Origin of the sequence: Corynebacterium xerosis NBRC 16721 = ATCC 373, assembly GCF_001552415.1 — a bacterium.
Lineage (GTDB): Bacteria > Actinomycetota > Actinomycetes > Mycobacteriales > Mycobacteriaceae > Corynebacterium > Corynebacterium xerosis.
In genome coordinates this window covers 220,693-238,788 of record NZ_BCRD01000004.1, presented here as the reverse complement: position 1 = coordinate 238,788, position 18,096 = coordinate 220,693, and the positions used below count along the sequence as shown (strand labels likewise).

The window sequence follows — 18,096 nt, the reverse complement described above, 5'->3', positions numbered from 1 at the left end:
TTGGTTGTTCATTGTCTCGGCCCGCCCCGAGGGGACGGACCGAAGCCATGCGACCCACGGGGCCACGTGTGGCGACTTCACCGAGCGTTCGCCGGCATCGTGGCGCCGTTGCGCCGACAACTTACCGACGTCCGTGGCGGATCCGTCGAAACTGTATCGAGCATATGGGCCCGCCCCCGAAAGCGAAAGAGGGGAGCGGCATTCACCCGGCAATTTACCCGGCGGCGACGCTCACCGCGAATGGGGCGTGCACCTACCCTGACAATCGTGAACGCCCACGACACCGTTACGCATCGACTCGACCTGTTGCCCATGTGGCCGGGCCTCCGTGCCCTGGAAGCCGTCCCGACCTTGGCCCATGCACTCGACGGGAAAGTTTCGCTGCTGCCCGTGCCCGCCGATGACCCGGCCCGCGCGGAGCTGTTGGCCCGCACCCAGCGCGCCGGCGATCCCATCGACGCCGACGTCGCCATCGTCGCCTGCACGTCCGGCTCTACAGGCACCCCCAAGGGGGCGATGCTCACGGCCGCGAACCTCCGCGCGTCCATCGACGCCACGCACGCCCGTCTCGGTGGCCCGGGTCAGTGGTTGCTGGCCACGCCGCCGTCGCACATCGCGGGGCTGCAGGTGCTGCTGCGGACGTTGCGGGCCGGCGAGGTTCCCGTCGCCATGGAGCTTTCCGACGGCTTCCGCCCCTCCTCCTTGGCCGACGCCATCGCGGCGATGTCCGGGCGACGCCGCTACACCTCCATCGTTCCCCTGCAGTTGGGCCGCATCCTCGGCAACGCGGAGGCCACTGCGGCGCTGGCCTCCCTCGACGGGGTACTGGTCGGCGGGCAGGCCACGTCCCCCGAACTGCTGCGCCGGGCCCGCGCGGCCGGGGTGACCGCGCTGACCAGCTACGGATCCTCCGAAACTTCCGGTGGCACGGTTTACGACGGTCGTCCCCTCGATGGCGCGGACATCTCCATCGCCGATGGCGACGGCGACGGCTATGGCGACGGTCATGGCGACGGCACGGAGGGCTGCAGTGGGGGCCGCGGCAAGGACCGCAGCGAGGAAAGCCCCCGCGGGGCAACTCCGGGAGGGGTCACCCCGGGCAAGGCGGGCCCCGGCCGCATCGTCGTGTCCGGCCCCATGGTCTCCCGCGGGTACCGCAACGTCGACGATCCCGACCTCGCCGACGGCGTGTTCCGCACCTCCGACGCGGGCAGCTTCGACCACTCCGGTGGCACCGCCGACTCGTCCGACTCAAGCGACCCGGGCGGTCCTGGCGGTGGCCCGGTGCTGCGCGTGCTCGGGCGCATGGACGACGTCATCATCTCCGGCGGCCTGAAATTCCTCCCCGGCCCCATCGAGGACGCGCTGACCTCGCTCGGCGACGTCGCCGCGGCGGCCGTCGTCGGCGTGCCGCACCCGGAACTCGGCCACGCCGTCGTCGCCGCGGTCACGCTCCACGACGCCGATTCCCCCTCGCCCGGCGCGACACCTCCCGATCCCTCCGCCGCCGACACCGGTGCCATCGAAGAACACCTCCGCGCGCGTCTCGCCCCTGTCTTGGACAAGCACCAGGTTCCGAGGGCGGTGTTCGTCGTCAAGCAACTGCCCACCCTGCCCAGCGGAAAGCTGGACCGCACGGGCCTGGCCGCGACCCTCGCGGCGCGATGGGGGATGATGTCCGAATGACCGACCGCACCACCCCCCGCCCCGCCGACCGCCCCGCGACCTTCGCGGACTGGATGGAAGGGGCGCGCCCGCACACGTGGGCCAACGCCTTCGCGCCCGTCGTCGCCGGCGTCGGCGCGGCGGCCCACCACTCCGACGTCGCCTGGGGCCGCGCCGCCCTGGCGCTGCTGGTGGCGTGGGCGCTGATCGTCGGCGTGAACTTCGCCAACGACTACTCCGACGGCGTGCGCGGCACCGACGACGACCGCTCCGGGCCGCTGCGCCTGACCGGGTCCGGCCTGGTGCCGCCGAAGCGCGTCAAGGCCGCCGCATTCGCGTGCTTCGGCGTCGCGGCCGTCGCGGGACTGGCGTTGGCGTTGCTCAGCGCGTGGTGGCTGGTGCTCGTCGGCGCGGCGTGCATCGCCGGCGCGTGGTTCTACACCGGCGGGAAGAACCCCTACGGCTACCGGGGCCTCGGTGAGGTGGCGGTGTTCGTGTTCTTCGGGCTCGTCGCGGTGCTCGGCACCGAGTTCACCCAGTCCGGGCGGATCAGCTGGCCCGGCGTCGTCGCGGCGGTGGCCGTCGGCGCGATCTCCGCGTCGGTGAACCTGGCCAACAACCTGCGCGACATCCCCTCCGACACCGAGGCCGGCAAGGTGACGCTGGCCGTGCGCCTCGGCGACGCCGGCACCCGCAAGGCGTGGGTCGCGCTGGCCTGCACTCCCCTGGTCGCGTCCGTGGCGCTGGCTTTCGCCACCCCGTGGGCGCTGGCGGGGCTGGTGGCCGCGCCCCTGATTTTCGTCGCCTCGCGGCCCGTGACCGGGAACGCGAAGGGCCCGGCGCTCATCCCCGTGCTGGGGATGGCCGGCCGGGCCATGCTGCTGTGGGCCGTGGTCACGGCCCTGGCGCTCGCGCTGGGTTAGTCCGCGCTGGGTTAGACGGGCGCGCACGCCCTCCGTGCGCGACCGCGCGCAGCCTCCGTGGGCGACCGCACGGCGCGATCGCTACATCGACTCGCGCTCCGCGAGCTGCCGGCGCACGTATTCCTTGTGCGCGCGGCGGTTGGAGTCCCACACCGCAACGCCCTCGTTGGCGCGGGTGCGCAGCTTGGGGAACAGGAACACCGACGCCGGCATGGCCACGATCAGCGCCAGAACGGCGAGGATGGCCAGCGGGACCTGGATCTCGAACAGCACGATGATTCCGACGAGCACCGCGAACACCACGAGGAACAGCATCAGCCGGGCAAGGCCGTACCAGAAGACGTCCTTGAACGCCTGGTTGCGTTGCGCGCGGTGCGCGTCCTGGTCGGGAGCGCCGGTGCCGGTGCCGGTGCCGGGGTTCTGCTTCGCATTGTCACTCACACGTGACACTCTACGTATCCTGGATTGACGTAGGAGGTGCGAGGTGGGTCGTTTGCTGATTCTGATCCTGATCATCGTCGTGATCGTGCTGGTGTGGCGCGCGTTCGGCCCCGGGACCTGGGGCAAGGGCACGGGCCGCAGCGGCATGGCCGGTCCCGGAGCGCTCGGGGGCGGGCGAGGCGGTGCCCTGGGTGGTGGACGTCCCGGTGGGCTCGGCGGCATCGGTCGCGGTGGCCGCGGCGACCGAGCGAACCTCGGGCAGCCGCGCATCAAGGGCCCCGACGATGACGAGGACTTCCTCTGGCGCCTGGAAAAGCAGCGCTTCGACGAGCAGCGCGCCCGCGAGCGTGCCGCCGAGGCCGAGCGTGATCGCCGGCGTGCGGAGGAGCAGCGCCGAAATGCGCGCGGCGCCGACGGCACCGGCAACGTCAAGGGTCCCGAGGGCCCCGAGGGCCCCGAGCCCGGGGACACCCCGCCGAACTCCGACGACGCTTAGTTCGCGGAGTCACACCTGCCTCAAATTTCCGACAATCGCCCAGAACGAGACACCCGCAGAGACCGCGACCTGGACTTTTACGCGGCCACAGTGTCCCGCTTTGGGCGACTTTCTGGCTTTTGGGGCCCGCGTTGCTGGAGTTGCGCTCTGTTGCGCGCGGCTGCGGTCAGCTGCCGTCAACCGAAGCCGGCTATCGCCGACCGCGGGCGCCGCGCCGCGACCTACACGTTCTTGCCGCGCTCGAGCAGCTGCAGCAGGTAGGCGCCGTAGCCGGACTTCGCCAGGTCACGGCCGCGCTGCTCGAGGTCGTCGTCGGAAAGCCAGCCCATGCGCCAGGCGACTTCCTCGGGGCAACCGATCTTCAGGCCCTGGCGCTGCTCGATGGTCCGCACGAAATCGCCTGCGGCCATGAGCATGTCGACGGTGCCGGTGTCCAGCCACGCCGTGCCGCGCGGCAGGATCTCCACCTTCAGGCGCCCCTGCTCCAGGTACGCGCGGTTGATGTCGGTGATCTCCAGCTCCCCGCGCGCCGACGGCTCGAGCCCCCGCGCGATGTCCACCACGTCGGCGTCGTAGAAATACAGGCCCGGCACCGCGAAATTCGACCGCGGATCGGCCGGCTTTTCCTGCAGGCCGGTGGCCATCCCCGACTCGTCGAAATCAACCACGCCATACGCCGTCGGGTCGGCGACCCAGTACGCGAAGATCGCCCCTCCCCCGGGCTCGCGGAACCGCCGCAGCTGGGTGCCCAGACCGGCGCCGTAGAAGATGTTGTCGCCGAGCACGAGCGCCACCGGCTCATCGCCGATGTGGTCGGCGCCGATGATGAACGCCTCCGCCAGGCCGCGCGGCTCGTCCTGCTCCGCGTAGGTCAGGTTGACGCCGAAGTCGGAGCCGTCGCCGAGCAGCCGCGTGAACTGCGGCGCATCCTCGGGCGTGGTGATGATCAGAATGTCCCTGATCCCCGCCAGCATCAACGTGCACAGCGGGTAGTAGATCATCGGCTTGTCGTACACCGGCACGAGCTGCTTGCTCACGGCCTTCGTGATCGGCCACAGCCGCGACCCCGTGCCGCCGGCCAGAATGATGCCCTTCATCGCGGACTCACGCCTCCCCGACGTCCTCGTTGGCCATCGCCCACTCGTCGCGCAGCTCGTTTTCCATCGCGCGGCAGTCGTCCCAGTCCGGCAGGGAACCGCCGGCGGATTCGAATTCGGCGATGGTGGGGGCCGCGGCGTCCTTGTCCGACAGGATCGGCTTGACGACGCCCACCTCCCCGCCTTCGCGGGCACCGGCGAGAATCCCCTCCACGTCGATGCCCAGCTCCGGGTCCAGGATCGACACCGCCCGTTCGATCTCGGGGTCGTAGCCGGTGGAGGTGAGGTACGTCAGGACGGAGTCGTCGGCAAGCGAAATGAAACCGTGCGCGACGCCCACCGGCACGTGCACCACCCGCCGCGACCCGGCCTCCAGCTCCACGGTGAGCACCTCGCCGAACGTCGGCGACCCGCGGCGCACGTCGACGATGACGTCCAGCACGCGGCCGGCCGGGCACGTGATCAGCTTCGCCTGCCCCGGCGGCACGTCGGCGAAGTGCAGGCCGCGGACGACGCCGGCGGCGGACACGCTCATGTTCGCCTGCTCGGGGATGAACGGGTAGCCGGTGGCGTCGATGAACGCGTCGGCCTTGAACCACTCGTGGAACGAACCGCGCGCGTCGCCGTGGATGATCGGCTCGAAAACGTGCACGCCCGGGATGGCGGTCGGCTGGAAGGTGGCTTTGTCGGTGCCCTGCGTCATGGGTCCGAGTCTAGGGCCCGGGCGGGCGTCAGGGCGCGATCGGCTTTTCGACGCGCGCGTACCCGGCCTCGGCGGCGTCGTACGCCGCGGCCCACCACCCCGGGTTGGCCCGGTACCAGTCGACGGTGGCGGCCAGTCCGGCGTGGAAGTCGCGGTAGGCGGGCTCCCAGCCGAGACCCTCCATCGACGACGGATCGATGGCGTAGCGGCGGTCGTGGCCGGGACGGTCGGTGACGTGGACGAACTCGTCGCGGCCGCGGCCGAAGACCTCCAGCAGGTCGCCGACGACGTCGATGTTGGCGCGCTCGCCGTCGGCGCCGATGAGGTACGTGGCACCGATGGCGCCGCGGTCGAGGATGGCCCACACGGCGTCGTTGTGGTCGTCGACGTGGATCCAATCGCGCACGTTGTCGCCGGTGCCGTACAGCCGCGGCTCGCGGCCGCGCAGCAGCCCGCAGATCTGGCGGGGGATGAACTTCTCCGGGTGCTGCCGCGGCCCGTAGTTGTTCGAGCAGTTGCTGATGGTCGCCGCCAGCCCGAAGCTGCGCACCCACGCGCGCACGAAATGGTCGGCCGCCGCCTTCGACGCCGAATACGGGCTCGACGGGTTGTACGGCGTCTGCGGGGTGAAGCGCGCCGGGTCATCGAGCGCGAGGTCCCCGAAGACCTCGTCGGTGGAGATGTGGTGCAGCCGAACGTCGTGCTTCGCGCATGCCTTGAGCAGCGTGACGGTGCCCACGACGTTGGAGCCGACGAACGGGTCGGCGTCGCGCAGCGAATTGTCGTTGTGCGACTCGGCCGCGAAATGCACGACGGCATCATGCTTTGCGACGAGGCCGTCGACCAGTTCGGCGTCCCGGACATCCCCGGCGACGACGTCGCAGACGTAGGGCGAATCCGGGTTCCCCGGAACCTCGCGGAGGCTGTCCGAGTTCGCCGCGTAGGTGAAGGAATCCAGCACCGTGACGTCGACGTCCGGCCGGGTGGCCAGGGTCCGCAGCACGAAGTTCGAGCCGATGAAACCGGCGCCGCCGGTGACGAGGATGCGCATGCGACCACCGTACCCCGCAGCCCGGATCACCCCGAGAGAAGAAAAACCGCCGCCGACGGCGATGCGTCGGCGGCGGTGGAGACGGCAGGGGTGGATCGTGGACCCTAGGGCCGCCCCATCCGATCGGGCTGGGGCGCGGACGCCCCGGTGGGATCCTTCGGAGCGGTGGCGTAGATGGTCATGATCAGCACGCCGGCGAGGAACAGGGCGCCGCCGGCGACCTCCACCCAGGCCGGGGAGTTGTCGGACCAGTCGGCGATGGTCAGCACCGAGCCCAGGGCCACCAGGCCCAGGGCCGCGTACAGGGCGCGCTTGGTGCCGAAGCGCCGGATCACGTCGATCGGCGCGAACGCCGCGAGGATCATGGCCACGCCGGCGACCATGGTCACCTCGCCGAGCCCGCCGGGGGCGAACACGGTGAAGAACAGGCCGATCAGGAACAGGAACGCGCCCAGCGTCAGGGAGCCCTTGTTGTTCGCGCGCATCAGTTCAGGCCGGCGTAGGAGTGCAGGCCGGAGACGACCATGTTGATGAAGAAGAGGTTGAACACCATCGTCGCAAAGCCGAGGATGTTGATCCACGCGGCCGCGGCGTTGCGCCAACCCGACGTCGCGCGGGCGTGGAGGTAACCGGCATAGACGATCCACGTCACGAAGGACACGGTCTCCTTCGGGTCCCAGCCCCAGAAACGGCCCCAGGCGACCTCGGCCCAGATGGCGCCGAACACGACGCCCAGGCCGAACAGCGGGAACGCCCAGATGGCGGTGCGGTACGCGATGGCGTCGAGGGTCTTCGCGGCCGGCAGCGGCATGGCCAGCTTGCCGAAGAAACCCTTCTCCCGCCCCTTCGGCTGCTTGATGCGCAGCAGGTACAGCAGCGAGGCGATGCCGGAGACCAGGAAGATGCCGCCGCCGATGGAGACGGTGGACACGTGGATGGGGAACCAGAAGGACTGCAGCGCGGGCACGACCGGCGCGGACTCGGCGTAGAGCGAGGTGCCGCCGTAGAACATCAGCGCCGCGACCGGGGTCAGCAGCCAGGGCCAGAAGATGCGCATCTCGTTGCGGCGCAGGACCACGGCCGCTATGACCATGGCGAACAGGCTGAACACCGAGATGTACTCGTACAGATTGCCCCACGGGAAACGCTCGGCGGACAGGCCGCGCAGGACCACCGACGCCAGGTGCACGGCAACGCCGATGTAGACGACCATCTCGGCCATCGCGCCGATGGACGCGGCCTTGCGGAACTTCGCGGCGACGGCCTCCGGGTCGTGCTCGTTGGCGTCGTAGGTGTCCGGGATGGACCCCGTGCCCGTGACCGGGTCCCCGCCCCGGCCCGCATCAGTAACGGAGTCCGCGGAGTCGGCGGAGGCGCCCGAGCCGACGAGCACCTTCTCGCCCACCATCCCGGCGCGGGCCTCCGCCCGGGCCTCCAACGCCGACAGGCGGCGCACGTAGTAGGCGATGGACAGCAGCAGCGCCAGCGCGTACAGCGCGAAGGCCGAGAAATAGGACCAATCGGAGTACTGCGCCAGTGTCTGGTTGACGGGCATCGGGGCCGCTCCAAGCATGTTCGGGGGTTCGTGCGATCGGGTATGACCGTAGTCGCGCACCGCCCGAAACCCCAACCCCCGGGGGCATCGTCGCAGGCCGGTCCCGCGATGGCGAACGGCGGGCTTGACGACGCCACGTCGTCAAACCCGCCGTTTCAGGCCGATGACGGCCGGATCAGCCAGGCAGCCGGATCAGTCGTCCTCCGGCTCCGGCCGGCCGAGGACCCCGCGCACGAAGGCGTCGAACTCGTCGCCCCACCCGGCGCGGTCCGTGCGGGCCAGGCCACCGAACTCCACGCGGGTGGCCGTGTCCGACACCGGGTGCAGGCGCACCCACAGGCGGCGGCGCTTCACGGCCAGCGACACGACCAGGCCGGCGAGCATCGCGATCGACGACCACAGCACCCACACCTGCGTCGGATCGTGCGACACCTGCAGGTTGACGAACTCCTTGGCGCCGAGGAACTCGATCTTCGTGCCGTCGTCGAGGGTGACGTCCTCGCCCTCCTTGAGGTTGACGCGGTCGATCTTCTCCAGCTGGCCGGAATGCATCAGGTCGCGGTCCAGCGAGAACAGCTGCTGGCTGCGGCCGGTGTCCAGGCCCGCGTCGCCGCGGTAGACGTCCACGGCCACGGCCGGGTCGTTCATGGCCGGGTACACCGACGTCAGCAGCGCGCCGGACTCGCCGGTGAACTCGGCGGTCGGGGCGAACAGGCCCTCGATGGCGATCTGGTTCTGGCGGCGCTCGTACAGGTCCGGGTACATGCCGGCCGGCGGGTCGAAACGCATCGCCCCGGAAGACAGGAAGAACGTCGGGTCATCCGGGCGGAACTGCACGATCGACGTCCGCGACTCGCCATTGGGCCACGTCACCCGCATGGCCGGGGCGAAACCGTGGCCCTGCAGGTACACGCGATCACCGGCGACGCGCAACGGGTGGTTGACGCGCAGCGTCTGCTCGTTCCACTCCTCCGTCGGCTCGCGCATGGTGTCCTCGTCTGCCCAGCGGATGTTCGACGTGAACATCTCCGCCTGGCCGTTGGGCAGGTAGTCGGCCACGAAGTCCTCGACCTGCACGCAGAACGGGTTCAGGCCGGTGCCGTCGAAAAGCAGGCCCGGGCGCAGCGAGTCGAAGTTGGCGGGCGCGGTGTTGCAGAACGGGGTGTTCACCGCGCCCTGCACGGCCTCGTCCTGGATCTCGGTGCCGGTGTCCGTGATCAGGATGATCTGGCCCTCGTAGTACAGCAGCTTGCCCGCGGCGATGGTGATCAGCAGCGCGACCAGGCCCAGGTGGAACACCAGGTTGCCGAACTCGCGGAAGAACCCGCGCTCGGCGGAGAACGACAGGGCGCCCGCACGGTCCTCCGCCGCCGGCGTCTCCGTCAGGTGCCACCGCTTGAGGCGGGAGGACACGTCCGCCTTGACCTCGTCCAGGGGCTTGTCGACGACGCCGTCGTCGTTCATGGGCAGGCGGCCCAGATTCTTCGGCGCGCGCGCCGGCGGCGTGCGCATCGCCTTCCAGTGCTCGATGGTGCGCGGGATGATGCAGCCCACCAGCGACGCGAACAGCAGCACGTAGATGGCGGTGAACCACACCGACGAGAAGACGTCGAAAAGCTGGAGCTTGTCGAAGATCTCCGCCATCGTGCCGTTGTTGGCCAGATACTCGTCGACCTTCGACTCCGACAGCGACCGCTGCGGCAGCAGCGCGCCCGGGATCGCCGCGAACGCCAGCAGGAACAGCAGGATCAGCGCGGTGCGCATGCTGGTCAGCCACCGCCACGCCGCGCGCACGGGGCGCATCGCCTTCGCGCCGGCCGTGCTTCGCGTGCCCTGCCCCTGCGGGGTAGTCGCCATCGTCGCTGCCATCTCCTTAAATCGGCGTCACCGTGTCGGTGATGAACGCCACCTGAATCCAATTGACGAACATATCCCAGAGGCCCGTGACCAACGCGATGCCCACCAGCACCAGCATCGCGCCGCCGACCATCTGGATCGTGCGGGAATTGCGGCGCAGCCAGTCCACGCCCTTCATGGCGCGTGCCGAGCCCAGCGCCACCAGGATGAACGGCAGGCCCAGGCCCATGCAGTACGCCACGATCAGCGCCACGCCACGGGCGGCGGTGAGCCCCTCCGTGCCGGCGGACACCGAAATGATGGCCGTCAGCGTCGGGCCCAGGCACGGCGTCCAACCCAGCGCGAACACCGCGCCGAGCATCGGGGCGCCCAGCCACGTGGTCCACCGCTTCGGCGCCATGCGGGTGTCGCGCTGCAGCGCCGGGACCATGCCCATGAACACCAGGCCCATGATGATGGTGACCACGCCGCCGACGACGGTCAGCGTCCGCGCCTCCACCCGCAGCGTCGACACCAGGCCGAACACCGACGCGGAGCCGAGGACGAAGATCACCGTGAAACCGGCGACGAACAGCAGCGCCGCCAGGCCCACCCGGGCGCGGACCTTCTTCTGGTTGGCCACCGCAGTGGCTCCGCGCGGGCCGTCGTCACGCGAAGGCGCACCCGACGGCGACGTGGCACCCGCCTCCCCCGCCGCGCCCGAAATGCCCGTCAGATAGGACACGTAACCGGGGACCAGCGGGATCACGCACGGGCTGGCGAAGGACACCAGGCCCGCGGCGGCGGCCGCCAGCAGCGCCAGCAGAATCGGGCCCTGGGACGCGGCGTCCGCGAAAGCGTCGCCGATGCCGGAGGCGAGGAGCATCTAGGCTCCCCCTCCCTCATCGGCGACCTTGCTCACGGCGTCCCACAGCTCCGACTCGCTGACCTCCTTGAGGAAGACCACCGCCGGGCGGTGCTCCCGGTCCAGGATGATCGTCGTCGGGATCACCGACGCCGGGATCCCGCCGAGCGCCACCGCGTTGACGAACGGCGGATCGTAGATCGACGGGTAGCTCAGGCCGTTGTCCTCGACGAAGTCCCGCGGCGCGGAAATGACGTTGTCGCGGACGTTGATGCCCAGCAGCGTGCCCAGGCCATCGGCCTGCATCTTCTCGTGCACGGCCTGCAGATCATCCGACTCCGAGCGGCACGGCGCGCACCACTGGCCCCACGCGTTGAGCACCACCATCTCGCCCTCGAAATCCGACAGGCGGATCTCCCGGCCCTCGTCCATCAGCGATTCGCCGAAGACCTCGCCGACGGGGGCGCGGTCCTCCGGCGCGTACTCGATGGTCGTCTGGCCGCCCGGCGAGACGAACTCGAACGTGCCGCCGATGGCCACGGCGTCATGGCCGACGGTGTCGTCGGAACAGGCCGCCAACGACGCGGTCAGGGCGATGCCCGCCACGGCGGCGATGGTGCGGAAGAGGGGGCGCATGCGAAGGGGCCGTCCATTCGTGTTCTGGGTTTACTGCAATCTAACGAAAAGAGGGGCCGGGAAACGAATCACGGCTCCCGGCCCCGGACCGGTCACAGATGCGCGGCCGGCTCCGCGTAGCGCACCTCGACGATCGTGTCGCCCAGGAAGACCAGCGAGGTCACCGACGACAGATCGCACTGGCGGTCCGCCGGATTGTGGGCCAGCGGCAGGTCGCGGGCGCGGCGGGCCGCGGCGACCACGCACAGCTGGTGGGTGACGATGACCGCCTCCCGGCCCTCCGCGGCCTCGCGCGCGCGGTGGATCGCCGTGAACATGCGGTCGGCGATCTCCTCGTAGGGCTCGCCCCAGCTGGGCACGCTCGGCCGGCGCAGCCGCGGCCAATAGCGGGGATTCCACAGGTCGGAATCCCAGCCGCGCACGTGCAGGCCCTCGAAGGAGTTGCCGGCCTCCAGCACGTCCGGATCGATGACCGGGTCCAGGCCGGTCACCGCGGTCATCGGCTCGGAGGTCTCGCGGGTGCGCTGCAGCGGCGAGCACGCCAGGTAGGCGACGTCGTGGCCCGCGAAGGAGCGGGCCGTGGCCTCCGCCTGCGCGCGGCCCCGGTCCGACAGGCGGTAGCCCGACAGTCGGCCGTAGAGGATCTTCGTCGGGTTGTGCACCTCCCCGTGGCGGACCAGGTGGACGATGGTGCGCGGCGAATGCACGGGCGTGCGCCCGTCGTCCGGCCCGGTCACTGGCCGGGCTCCGGGGTCGCGGCCGCGGCGGCCTTGGCGGCGACGCGAACGGCGGACTCGATGACCTCGAAGTCGGCGTCGGTCAGGGCCGAGGACACGAACCAGGTCTCGAAACAGCTCGGCGGCGCGTAGACGCCGTTTTCCAGCAGGGCGTGGAAGAACGCCGGGTAGCGGAACGTATCGGCGGCCTTCATGTCCGCGAAGTTGCGGCCCTCGCCCTCGGCGAAGCGCGGCGAGAAGAACGTGGCGGCGCGCTGGATGTGGTGGGCGACGCCCTCCGCGGTCAGCGCGTCCGACAGGATGCCGGCCATGCGGTCGGCGTTGGCGGACACGGCGGCGTAGACGGATTCGTCGGCGGCGCGGAGGCTGGCCAGCCCCGCGGCGACGGACACCGGGTTACCGGACAGCGTGCCCGCCTGGTAGACGGGGCCCTGCGGGGCAAGGTGCTCCATGATGTCGCGGCGGCCGCCGAAGGCCGCGGCGGGCAGGCCGCCGGAGACGACCTTGCCGAAGGTGGTCAGGTCGCCGGCGACGCCGTCGACGCCGTACCAGCCCTTGGCGGAGGTGCGGAAGCCCGTCATCACCTCGTCGAGGATCAGCAGCGCGCCATCGGCATTGGCGATGGCCTTGAGCTCCGCATTGAAGTTCTCGCCCGGTGCGACGGTGCCCATGTTGCCCGCGGCGGCCTCGGCGATCACGCAGGCGATCTCGCCCGGGTTCTCGGCGAACGCGCGGCGCACGGCCTCCAGGTCGTTGTAGGGCACCACGATCGTGTCGGCGGCCGATGCGCCGGTGACGCCCGGCGAATCCGGCAGGCCGAAGGTGGCCACGCCCGAGCCGGCCGACGCCAGCAACGCGTCGACGTGGCCGTGGTAGCAGCCGTCGAACTTGACGATCTTGCCGCGGCCGGTGAAACCGCGGGCCAGGCGCACCGCGGACATGGTGGCCTCGGTGCCGGAGTTGACCAGGCGGACCTCCTCGACGGAGGTGCGGTCGATGATCTCCTGCGCCAGCTCGGTCTCGCCGGCGGTCGGGGCGCCGAAGGACAGGCCACGGCCGGCGGCCTCGCGCACGGCGTCGACGACGGCCGGGTGGGCGTGGCCCATCAGCATGGGGCCCCAAGAGCAGACCAGGTCGACGTACTCGTTGCCGTCGACGTCGGTCAGGCGCGAACCCTTCGCCGATTCGATGAAGCGGGGGGTGCCGCCGACGGAGCCGAAGGCGCGCACCGGGGAGTTCACCCCGCCCGGGGTCACCGCACGGGCGCCGTCGAAGAGGCGCGCGGAGTTGTCCGTCTGCTGTTTTGAGGTCCGCTGGGGTGTAGTCACGCCGCCCATCGTAGGGAAACGCCCTCGCGGCGGGCCAACCCGCCCCCGGGGTCAACCACCCCGGGAGAAGCGGCGGGTCAGCGCGGGGCGGATGCCGCCGCGGCCCATGATCCGGTTGAGTCGGCGTGAACGCCATTCGATCCACAGCCCGGAGGCGACCATCAGCAGCGCGGCGATGAGCGGGTGCAGCACGCCGGCTACGGATAGCACCAGCACGGCGATGTTGTAGCCCCAGGCGAAGGCGATGTTGCCGCCCATGGTCCGGGTGACGTCGCGGGCCAGCGAGATGGCCTCGGGGATGGAGGAGACGCGGGAGCGCAGCGACACCACGTCCGATTCCTCGATCTCGAGGTCGTCGACGCCGGCGTCGGCGTCCATCATCACGCCCACGTCGGCGACGCGGAGGCATTCGGCGACGTCGGAGCCGCCGACCATGACCACGGTTTCGCCGCCGGAATGGACGCCGCGCACGGCGGCGGCCTTCCGGCCGGGCACGATGCCGGCATAGACGCGGGAGATGCCCAAACGGTCGGCGAAGCGCCGCGCGACCGGGTAGGGGTCGCGGGTGATCATGATCGTGTCCACGCCCATCTCCTCCAGTTCGTCGATGGCCTCGACGGCGTCGGGCTTGATGTCCTCGCCGACGGTGATCACGCCGCGGACCTTGCCCCGCCAGCTTATGACCAAGGGGGTGCCGCCGCCCATGGCCGCGACGGCCATCCGCTCGTCGAGGGCGGACATGTCGCGGGGCCGCCACAGGCTGGCCTCCACGAATCGCTTTTCGACGTCGCCGTCGGACGTGACCACCGGCAGTTCCGCCTGGCCGATGAACGCGCCATCGTCGTCGATTTCCACGTGGTGCACGTCGATCCAATGGGGCACGTCCCCGCCCGGGTCGGTGTCGCGGGAGACGCGGCAGGCACGGACGATGGCGGCGGAGACCGGATGGTCGCTTTCCATCATCAACGCGCCGGCGACGCGGAGGACCAGCTCGGGGTTCTCGCCCTCCACGGCCGCGACCTGCAGGACGTGCATCTCGCCGGCGGTGAGGGTGCCGACGCGGTTGAACATCACCGAATCGGCGCCGGCCAGCGACCGGAAGGCCTCCGCGTCGCGGATGAGCAGTCCCCTCTCGGCGGCCGACAGGATGCCGATGCGCAGCGCCGTCGACGTGGACATGGCCAGCGCCACCGGGGCGATGCCGATGAGGATGGCCAGCGCCACGGCGAAAGCCCCGCCCGCCCCGCCGGAGACCAGCCACCAGATGCCGAACGCCACGAGCGCGAGCAGCATCGACCAGGGCACCAGCACCGACGCGGAGCGGACCGCCACCTGGTGGGCGGCGTCCTCCTCGCGGATCGCCGCCTGCACCCAACGCTGGATCGCCGCGGCGCGGGTCTTCGACCCGGTGCGGGCGACGCGGACCTTCAGGCGCTGGTCCAGGTTCAGGGAACCCGCCCACACGCGGGAGTTGACCTTCATCTCCTTGGGCACCGGCCCGCCGCCGACCACGCGGGAGTCGACCCGCGACGCGCCGCCGACGACGACGCCGTCGACGGGGATGATCTGCCCGGGAGGCACCAGCACGTCCTCGCCGATGTTGAGTTCGGCGATGGGCACCCGCCGCTTCTCGGGCTTCGAGGCCTTGCCGGCCTTGCGGACCACCGTCACGTGACGGTCGGCGGGGATGCGCAGCACGTTCATGGCGGCGCCGGTGCGGACCCGGTTGTAGCGCGTCGCCAGTCGCCCACCCAACAACAGGACGGTCACGCCGCAGGCCACGTCCAGGAACAGCTCCGCCGGGGAACTGCGTTCATAGTGGAAGGCGAACCACGTCGGCGTCGTCGTGAAGCCGATCTTTCCCGCATCGCCCAGCACGATCTCCCCGAGGGACCACGCCCACGCCAGGAGGATCGCCGCGGCGCTGGCACCGTCGAGCGCGGACATCCGCCGGCGCATCGACGCCAGCATCGCCCGGTGGAACGGCCACCCGCCCCACAACGCCACGATCGTGGTCAGGCCCGCGCACACCCACTGCCACCAATCGAATTGCCACGGCACGTGGAGCGACAGCACCAGGACGGGGATGCTCAGCAGCAGCGACACGACGAACCGGGTCTTGGTCACCAGGGCGCGGGCGGTGAACAGGGCCTCGTTGGAGCCCTCCCTACGCTGCGTCGCTTCGCGGCGCCGCACCCGCGCCTCCGCCATCTGCTGCGCCGCGGCGGGCACCGCCGGGCGACGGCGCGGGGAGGCGTCGAGGCGGGTCGCGCGGCGCCGCAGCGAATTGCGGGTCAGGTACGCCCCGATGCCGTGCTCGGCCAGCGCCGCGATGAGGACGTCGGGGGCGATGTCGTCCGGCGCGGTGACCCAGGCACGGCCCGGCTGGTAGACGACCGTGGCGCGCACGCCCGGGAAACCGGCGAGGATGCGCTCGGCCTCGTCGGCCTCCAACGCGGACTCCAGGCCCTCGAGCACGAGGCCGAACGAAGTCAGACCGGTGCCCGTGCGGCGGGCCAGACGCTGGTGCAGGCTCTCATCGCCGTCGGCGCGGCCCCGCGGGCGGACCAGCTTCGCCGCCGCCAGCTTCGCCTCGTCGATGGCCCGCGTGACGCGCTCGTCGGTCTCGCGCAGATCGCGCGCCCGCTCCTGTTCCGGGGTGGAGCCGCGCGATTCCGCCGGCTCCGGATCCTTCGGCGCGGCCGGCACGCGCGAATTCGTCGAGGGGCTCATCACGCCTCGCCGTCCCCGCGCCCCCGGATGTCGCGGTAGAGCAGCACCAGACCCAGGATCATCACGCCGGCCGGCACCACGGTCCACGCGGTCACGGCCATGGCCATCGCGCCGGCCAGCGACACGAAGGTCATCAGCACCACCGCGCCGATGAGGACGCGGCGCACGGTCTTCGACGTCTCCGCCGACGGCGCCAGCAGCGCCACGAGGATCGCCACCACAATGCCCAGCACGCCGACGATGACGATGTCGCGCGCCACCTCGGGGCGGATGCCGGACCGGTCCCCCGTCAACAGCAACATGGACACCACCGCCTGCGCGATGGCCCCACCGACCAGCGTCAGGCTCCACGCCGGTCGGCCGATCCGTGCCTCAGCGGCCATCCCCGCCATCCTTTCCGCGGCCCTTGCGGGCGCCGTCGCCCGCATCGGGTCCCGGACCATCGCCGGAACCCTTTCCTCCGGCGCCAAAATACTCCATGGCGGCGCGCCCCGACGCCAATGCGACCGCGGCACCCGCCGCCGTGGCCGACGCGATGGCCAGCGCCCCGTCGCCCAACTGCAACGGAACCGGGGCCTGCGACCACGGTCCCGCCGGGCCACCGAGAAACAGGGTGAGCATCCGCACGATCAGGTACGCCGAACCGACGACCAAAACGAACCGGGCCCACTTGTTCCCGCGCTTCATCAGGAAGGCCAGGAACGCGAAGATGCCCGCGAAGACCAGCGTGATCAGCATGGTCATCACCGCCGAGCCACGGGCAACGAGAAGCTTGTCGTCGGCCCCCAGCTCGGGGAACGCGTCGCCCACCGACTGCCCGCCCATGCCGGGGACCTCCAGGAGCGCACCCGGGTTGAGCAGGTTGATGGCCAACGTGGTCAGGGCCCCCGCCACCTGCAGCACGCACGTGGCGAGCCACGCTTGCCAGGCGCCGACGATCTGCTCGGGCGGTTGGGGCCGTGCGCTCATCGGTCCGCGAGCTTCCGGGCGACGTCGACGGCGAAGTAGGTGAGCACCTGCTCGGCGCCGGCGCGGCGGATGCCCAGCACCGATTCCATCATCGCCGCCTCCAGGTCGATCCACCCGCGCTCCGCGGCCGCGTGGATCATCGCGTACTCGCCGGAGACCTGGTACGCCGCCACCGGCACCGGGGACATGTCGGCGACTTCGCGGACGATGTCCAGGTACGCCATGGCCGGCTTGACCATGACGAAGTCGGCGCCCTCGGCGATGTCCAGCTCGACCTCCAGCAGGCTTTCGCGGCGGTTCGCCGCGTCCTGCTGGTAGGTGCGGCGATCGCCCTGCAGCGAACTGCCGACGGCTTCGCGGAACGGCCCGTAGAACGCGGACGCGTACTTCGCGGAGTAGGCCATGATCGCCACGTCGACGTGCCCGGCGGCGTCCAGCGCGGCGCGGATGACCTCGATCTGGCCGTCCATCATCCCCGACGGCGACACGATGTGGGCTCCGGCGTCGGCCTGCGCGACCGCCATGCGGGCGTAATTGGCCAGCGTCGCATCGTTGTCGACGATGGTGCGGCCCCACCGGTCCTCGCGCAGGACGCCGCAATGGCCGTGGTCGGTGAACTCGTCCAGGCAGGTGTCCGCCATGATCAGCACGTCATCGCCGAACTCTCGGCGCAGACGGGACAGAGCCCGGTTGAGCACCCCGTCCTCCAGCCACGAGCAGGTGCCCTCCCCGTCCTTGTCGGAATCCAGCGGCACGCCGAACAGGTCGACGGCCGGGATGCCGAGCTCGGCGGCCTCCTCGACCGCGCGCACCAGCGAATCTTCGGTGTGCTGCACCACCCCGGGCAGCGAGGTGATCGGACGGGCCTCGTCCAGGCCATCCGCCACGAACATGGGCAGGATCAGATCGTCGACCGACAGCGACGTCTCCGCCGTCATCCGCCGCATCACGGGGTTGGCGCGCAGGCGCCGGGGCCTGCGCACGGGGCCGGGGACGTTGGCTGGGGTGTTACCGGAATCCGTCATGCCCCCAGGGTACGGTCGCCCGCCCCGAAACGGGCA

At 70.9% G+C, this 18,096-nt stretch carries 18 protein-coding genes; 3 read left to right on the top strand and 15 right to left on the bottom strand.

Annotated features, from left to right (window positions below; all coding sequences use genetic code 11):
• The first annotated feature begins 267 nt into the window (after positions 1-267).
• On the top strand, positions 268-1,686 hold the full coding sequence (locus CX1_RS08335; protein WP_060925521.1) for an AMP-binding protein: 1,419 nt from the start codon (positions 268-270) through the stop codon (positions 1,684-1,686).
• Positions 1,683-2,588: a 1,4-dihydroxy-2-naphthoate polyprenyltransferase gene (locus CX1_RS08330; protein ID WP_060925520.1), complete on the top strand. Its 906-nt coding sequence runs from the start codon at positions 1,683-1,685 to the stop codon at positions 2,586-2,588. The genes CX1_RS08335 and CX1_RS08330 overlap by 4 nt, the downstream gene beginning before the upstream one ends.
• 81 nt (positions 2,589-2,669) lie before the next feature.
• On the opposite strand, the gene CX1_RS12080 is transcribed toward CX1_RS08330, so the two are convergent.
• A complete protein-coding gene (locus CX1_RS12080) occupies positions 2,670-3,029 on the bottom strand; it encodes a DUF4229 domain-containing protein (protein ID WP_240452478.1) in 360 nt (119 codons plus the stop codon).
• Between the two features lie 43 nt (positions 3,030-3,072).
• Here CX1_RS12080 and CX1_RS08320 point away from each other — a divergent pair, with 43 nt between their 5' ends.
• Positions 3,073-3,525: a hypothetical protein gene (locus CX1_RS08320; RefSeq protein WP_046651129.1), complete on the top strand. Its 453-nt coding sequence runs from the start codon at positions 3,073-3,075 to the stop codon at positions 3,523-3,525.
• Positions 3,526-3,746: 221 nt separating this feature from the next.
• Here CX1_RS08320 and rfbA read toward each other — a convergent pair whose 3' ends face one another.
• The 14 genes from rfbA to hemB form a co-directional block, all read right to left on the bottom strand.
• Positions 3,747-4,622, bottom strand: coding sequence for a glucose-1-phosphate thymidylyltransferase RfbA (rfbA, locus tag CX1_RS08315; protein ID WP_046651131.1), 876 nt, complete (start codon positions 4,620-4,622; stop codon positions 3,747-3,749).
• A gap of 7 nt (positions 4,623-4,629) precedes the next feature.
• Positions 4,630-5,325: a dTDP-4-dehydrorhamnose 3,5-epimerase family protein gene (locus CX1_RS08310; protein ID WP_046651133.1), complete on the bottom strand. Its 696-nt coding sequence runs from the start codon at positions 5,323-5,325 to the stop codon at positions 4,630-4,632.
• 28 nt (positions 5,326-5,353) lie between these two features.
• Entirely contained in the window at positions 5,354-6,376 is a 1,023-nt protein-coding gene (gene rfbB, locus CX1_RS08305) for a dTDP-glucose 4,6-dehydratase (protein WP_046651134.1), read from the bottom strand.
• A gap of 104 nt (positions 6,377-6,480) precedes the next feature.
• Entirely contained in the window at positions 6,481-6,861 is a 381-nt protein-coding gene (locus CX1_RS08300; RefSeq protein ID WP_046651135.1) for a hypothetical protein, read from the bottom strand.
• Entirely contained in the window at positions 6,861-7,931 is a 1,071-nt protein-coding gene (gene ccsB / locus CX1_RS08295) for a c-type cytochrome biogenesis protein CcsB (protein ID WP_046651136.1), read from the bottom strand. The genes CX1_RS08300 and ccsB overlap by 1 nt, the downstream gene beginning before the upstream one ends.
• A gap of 192 nt (positions 7,932-8,123) precedes the next feature.
• A complete protein-coding gene (locus tag CX1_RS08290) occupies positions 8,124-9,788 on the bottom strand; it encodes a cytochrome c biogenesis protein ResB (RefSeq protein WP_082719253.1) in 1,665 nt (554 codons plus the stop codon).
• 16 nt (positions 9,789-9,804) lie between these two features.
• Entirely contained in the window at positions 9,805-10,653 is an 849-nt protein-coding gene (locus tag CX1_RS08285) for a cytochrome c biogenesis CcdA family protein (RefSeq protein ID WP_046651137.1), read from the bottom strand.
• Positions 10,654-11,268, bottom strand: coding sequence for a TlpA disulfide reductase family protein (locus tag CX1_RS08280; RefSeq protein ID WP_046651138.1), 615 nt, complete (start codon positions 11,266-11,268; stop codon positions 10,654-10,656). It abuts the gene before it with no gap.
• Positions 11,269-11,360: 92 nt separating this feature from the next.
• Positions 11,361-12,005: a histidine phosphatase family protein gene (locus tag CX1_RS08275; protein ID WP_244465529.1), complete on the bottom strand. Its 645-nt coding sequence runs from the start codon at positions 12,003-12,005 to the stop codon at positions 11,361-11,363.
• Positions 12,002-13,342, bottom strand: a complete 1,341-nt coding sequence (hemL, locus tag CX1_RS08270) for a glutamate-1-semialdehyde 2,1-aminomutase (RefSeq protein WP_060925517.1) — start codon at positions 13,340-13,342, stop codon at positions 12,002-12,004. The genes CX1_RS08275 and hemL overlap by 4 nt, the downstream gene beginning before the upstream one ends.
• A gap of 42 nt (positions 13,343-13,384) precedes the next feature.
• Positions 13,385-16,066: a heavy metal translocating P-type ATPase gene (locus CX1_RS08265; RefSeq protein ID WP_082719238.1), complete on the bottom strand. Its 2,682-nt coding sequence runs from the start codon at positions 16,064-16,066 to the stop codon at positions 13,385-13,387.
• Positions 16,066-16,449 carry a hypothetical protein gene (locus tag CX1_RS08260; protein WP_046651139.1) on the bottom strand — a complete coding sequence of 128 codons (384 nt, stop codon included), beginning with the start codon at positions 16,447-16,449 and terminating at the stop codon, positions 16,066-16,068. The genes CX1_RS08265 and CX1_RS08260 overlap by 1 nt, the downstream gene beginning before the upstream one ends.
• Entirely contained in the window at positions 16,439-17,035 is a 597-nt protein-coding gene (locus CX1_RS08255) for a hypothetical protein (protein WP_060925516.1), read from the bottom strand. The genes CX1_RS08260 and CX1_RS08255 overlap by 11 nt, the downstream gene beginning before the upstream one ends.
• Complete coding sequence (gene hemB, locus CX1_RS08250) at positions 17,032-18,060, bottom strand: porphobilinogen synthase (RefSeq protein WP_046651143.1); 1,029 nt, start codon at positions 18,058-18,060, stop codon at positions 17,032-17,034. Before hemB ends, CX1_RS08255 begins: the two co-directional genes overlap by 4 nt.
• Between the last annotated feature and the right edge of the window lie 36 nt (positions 18,061-18,096).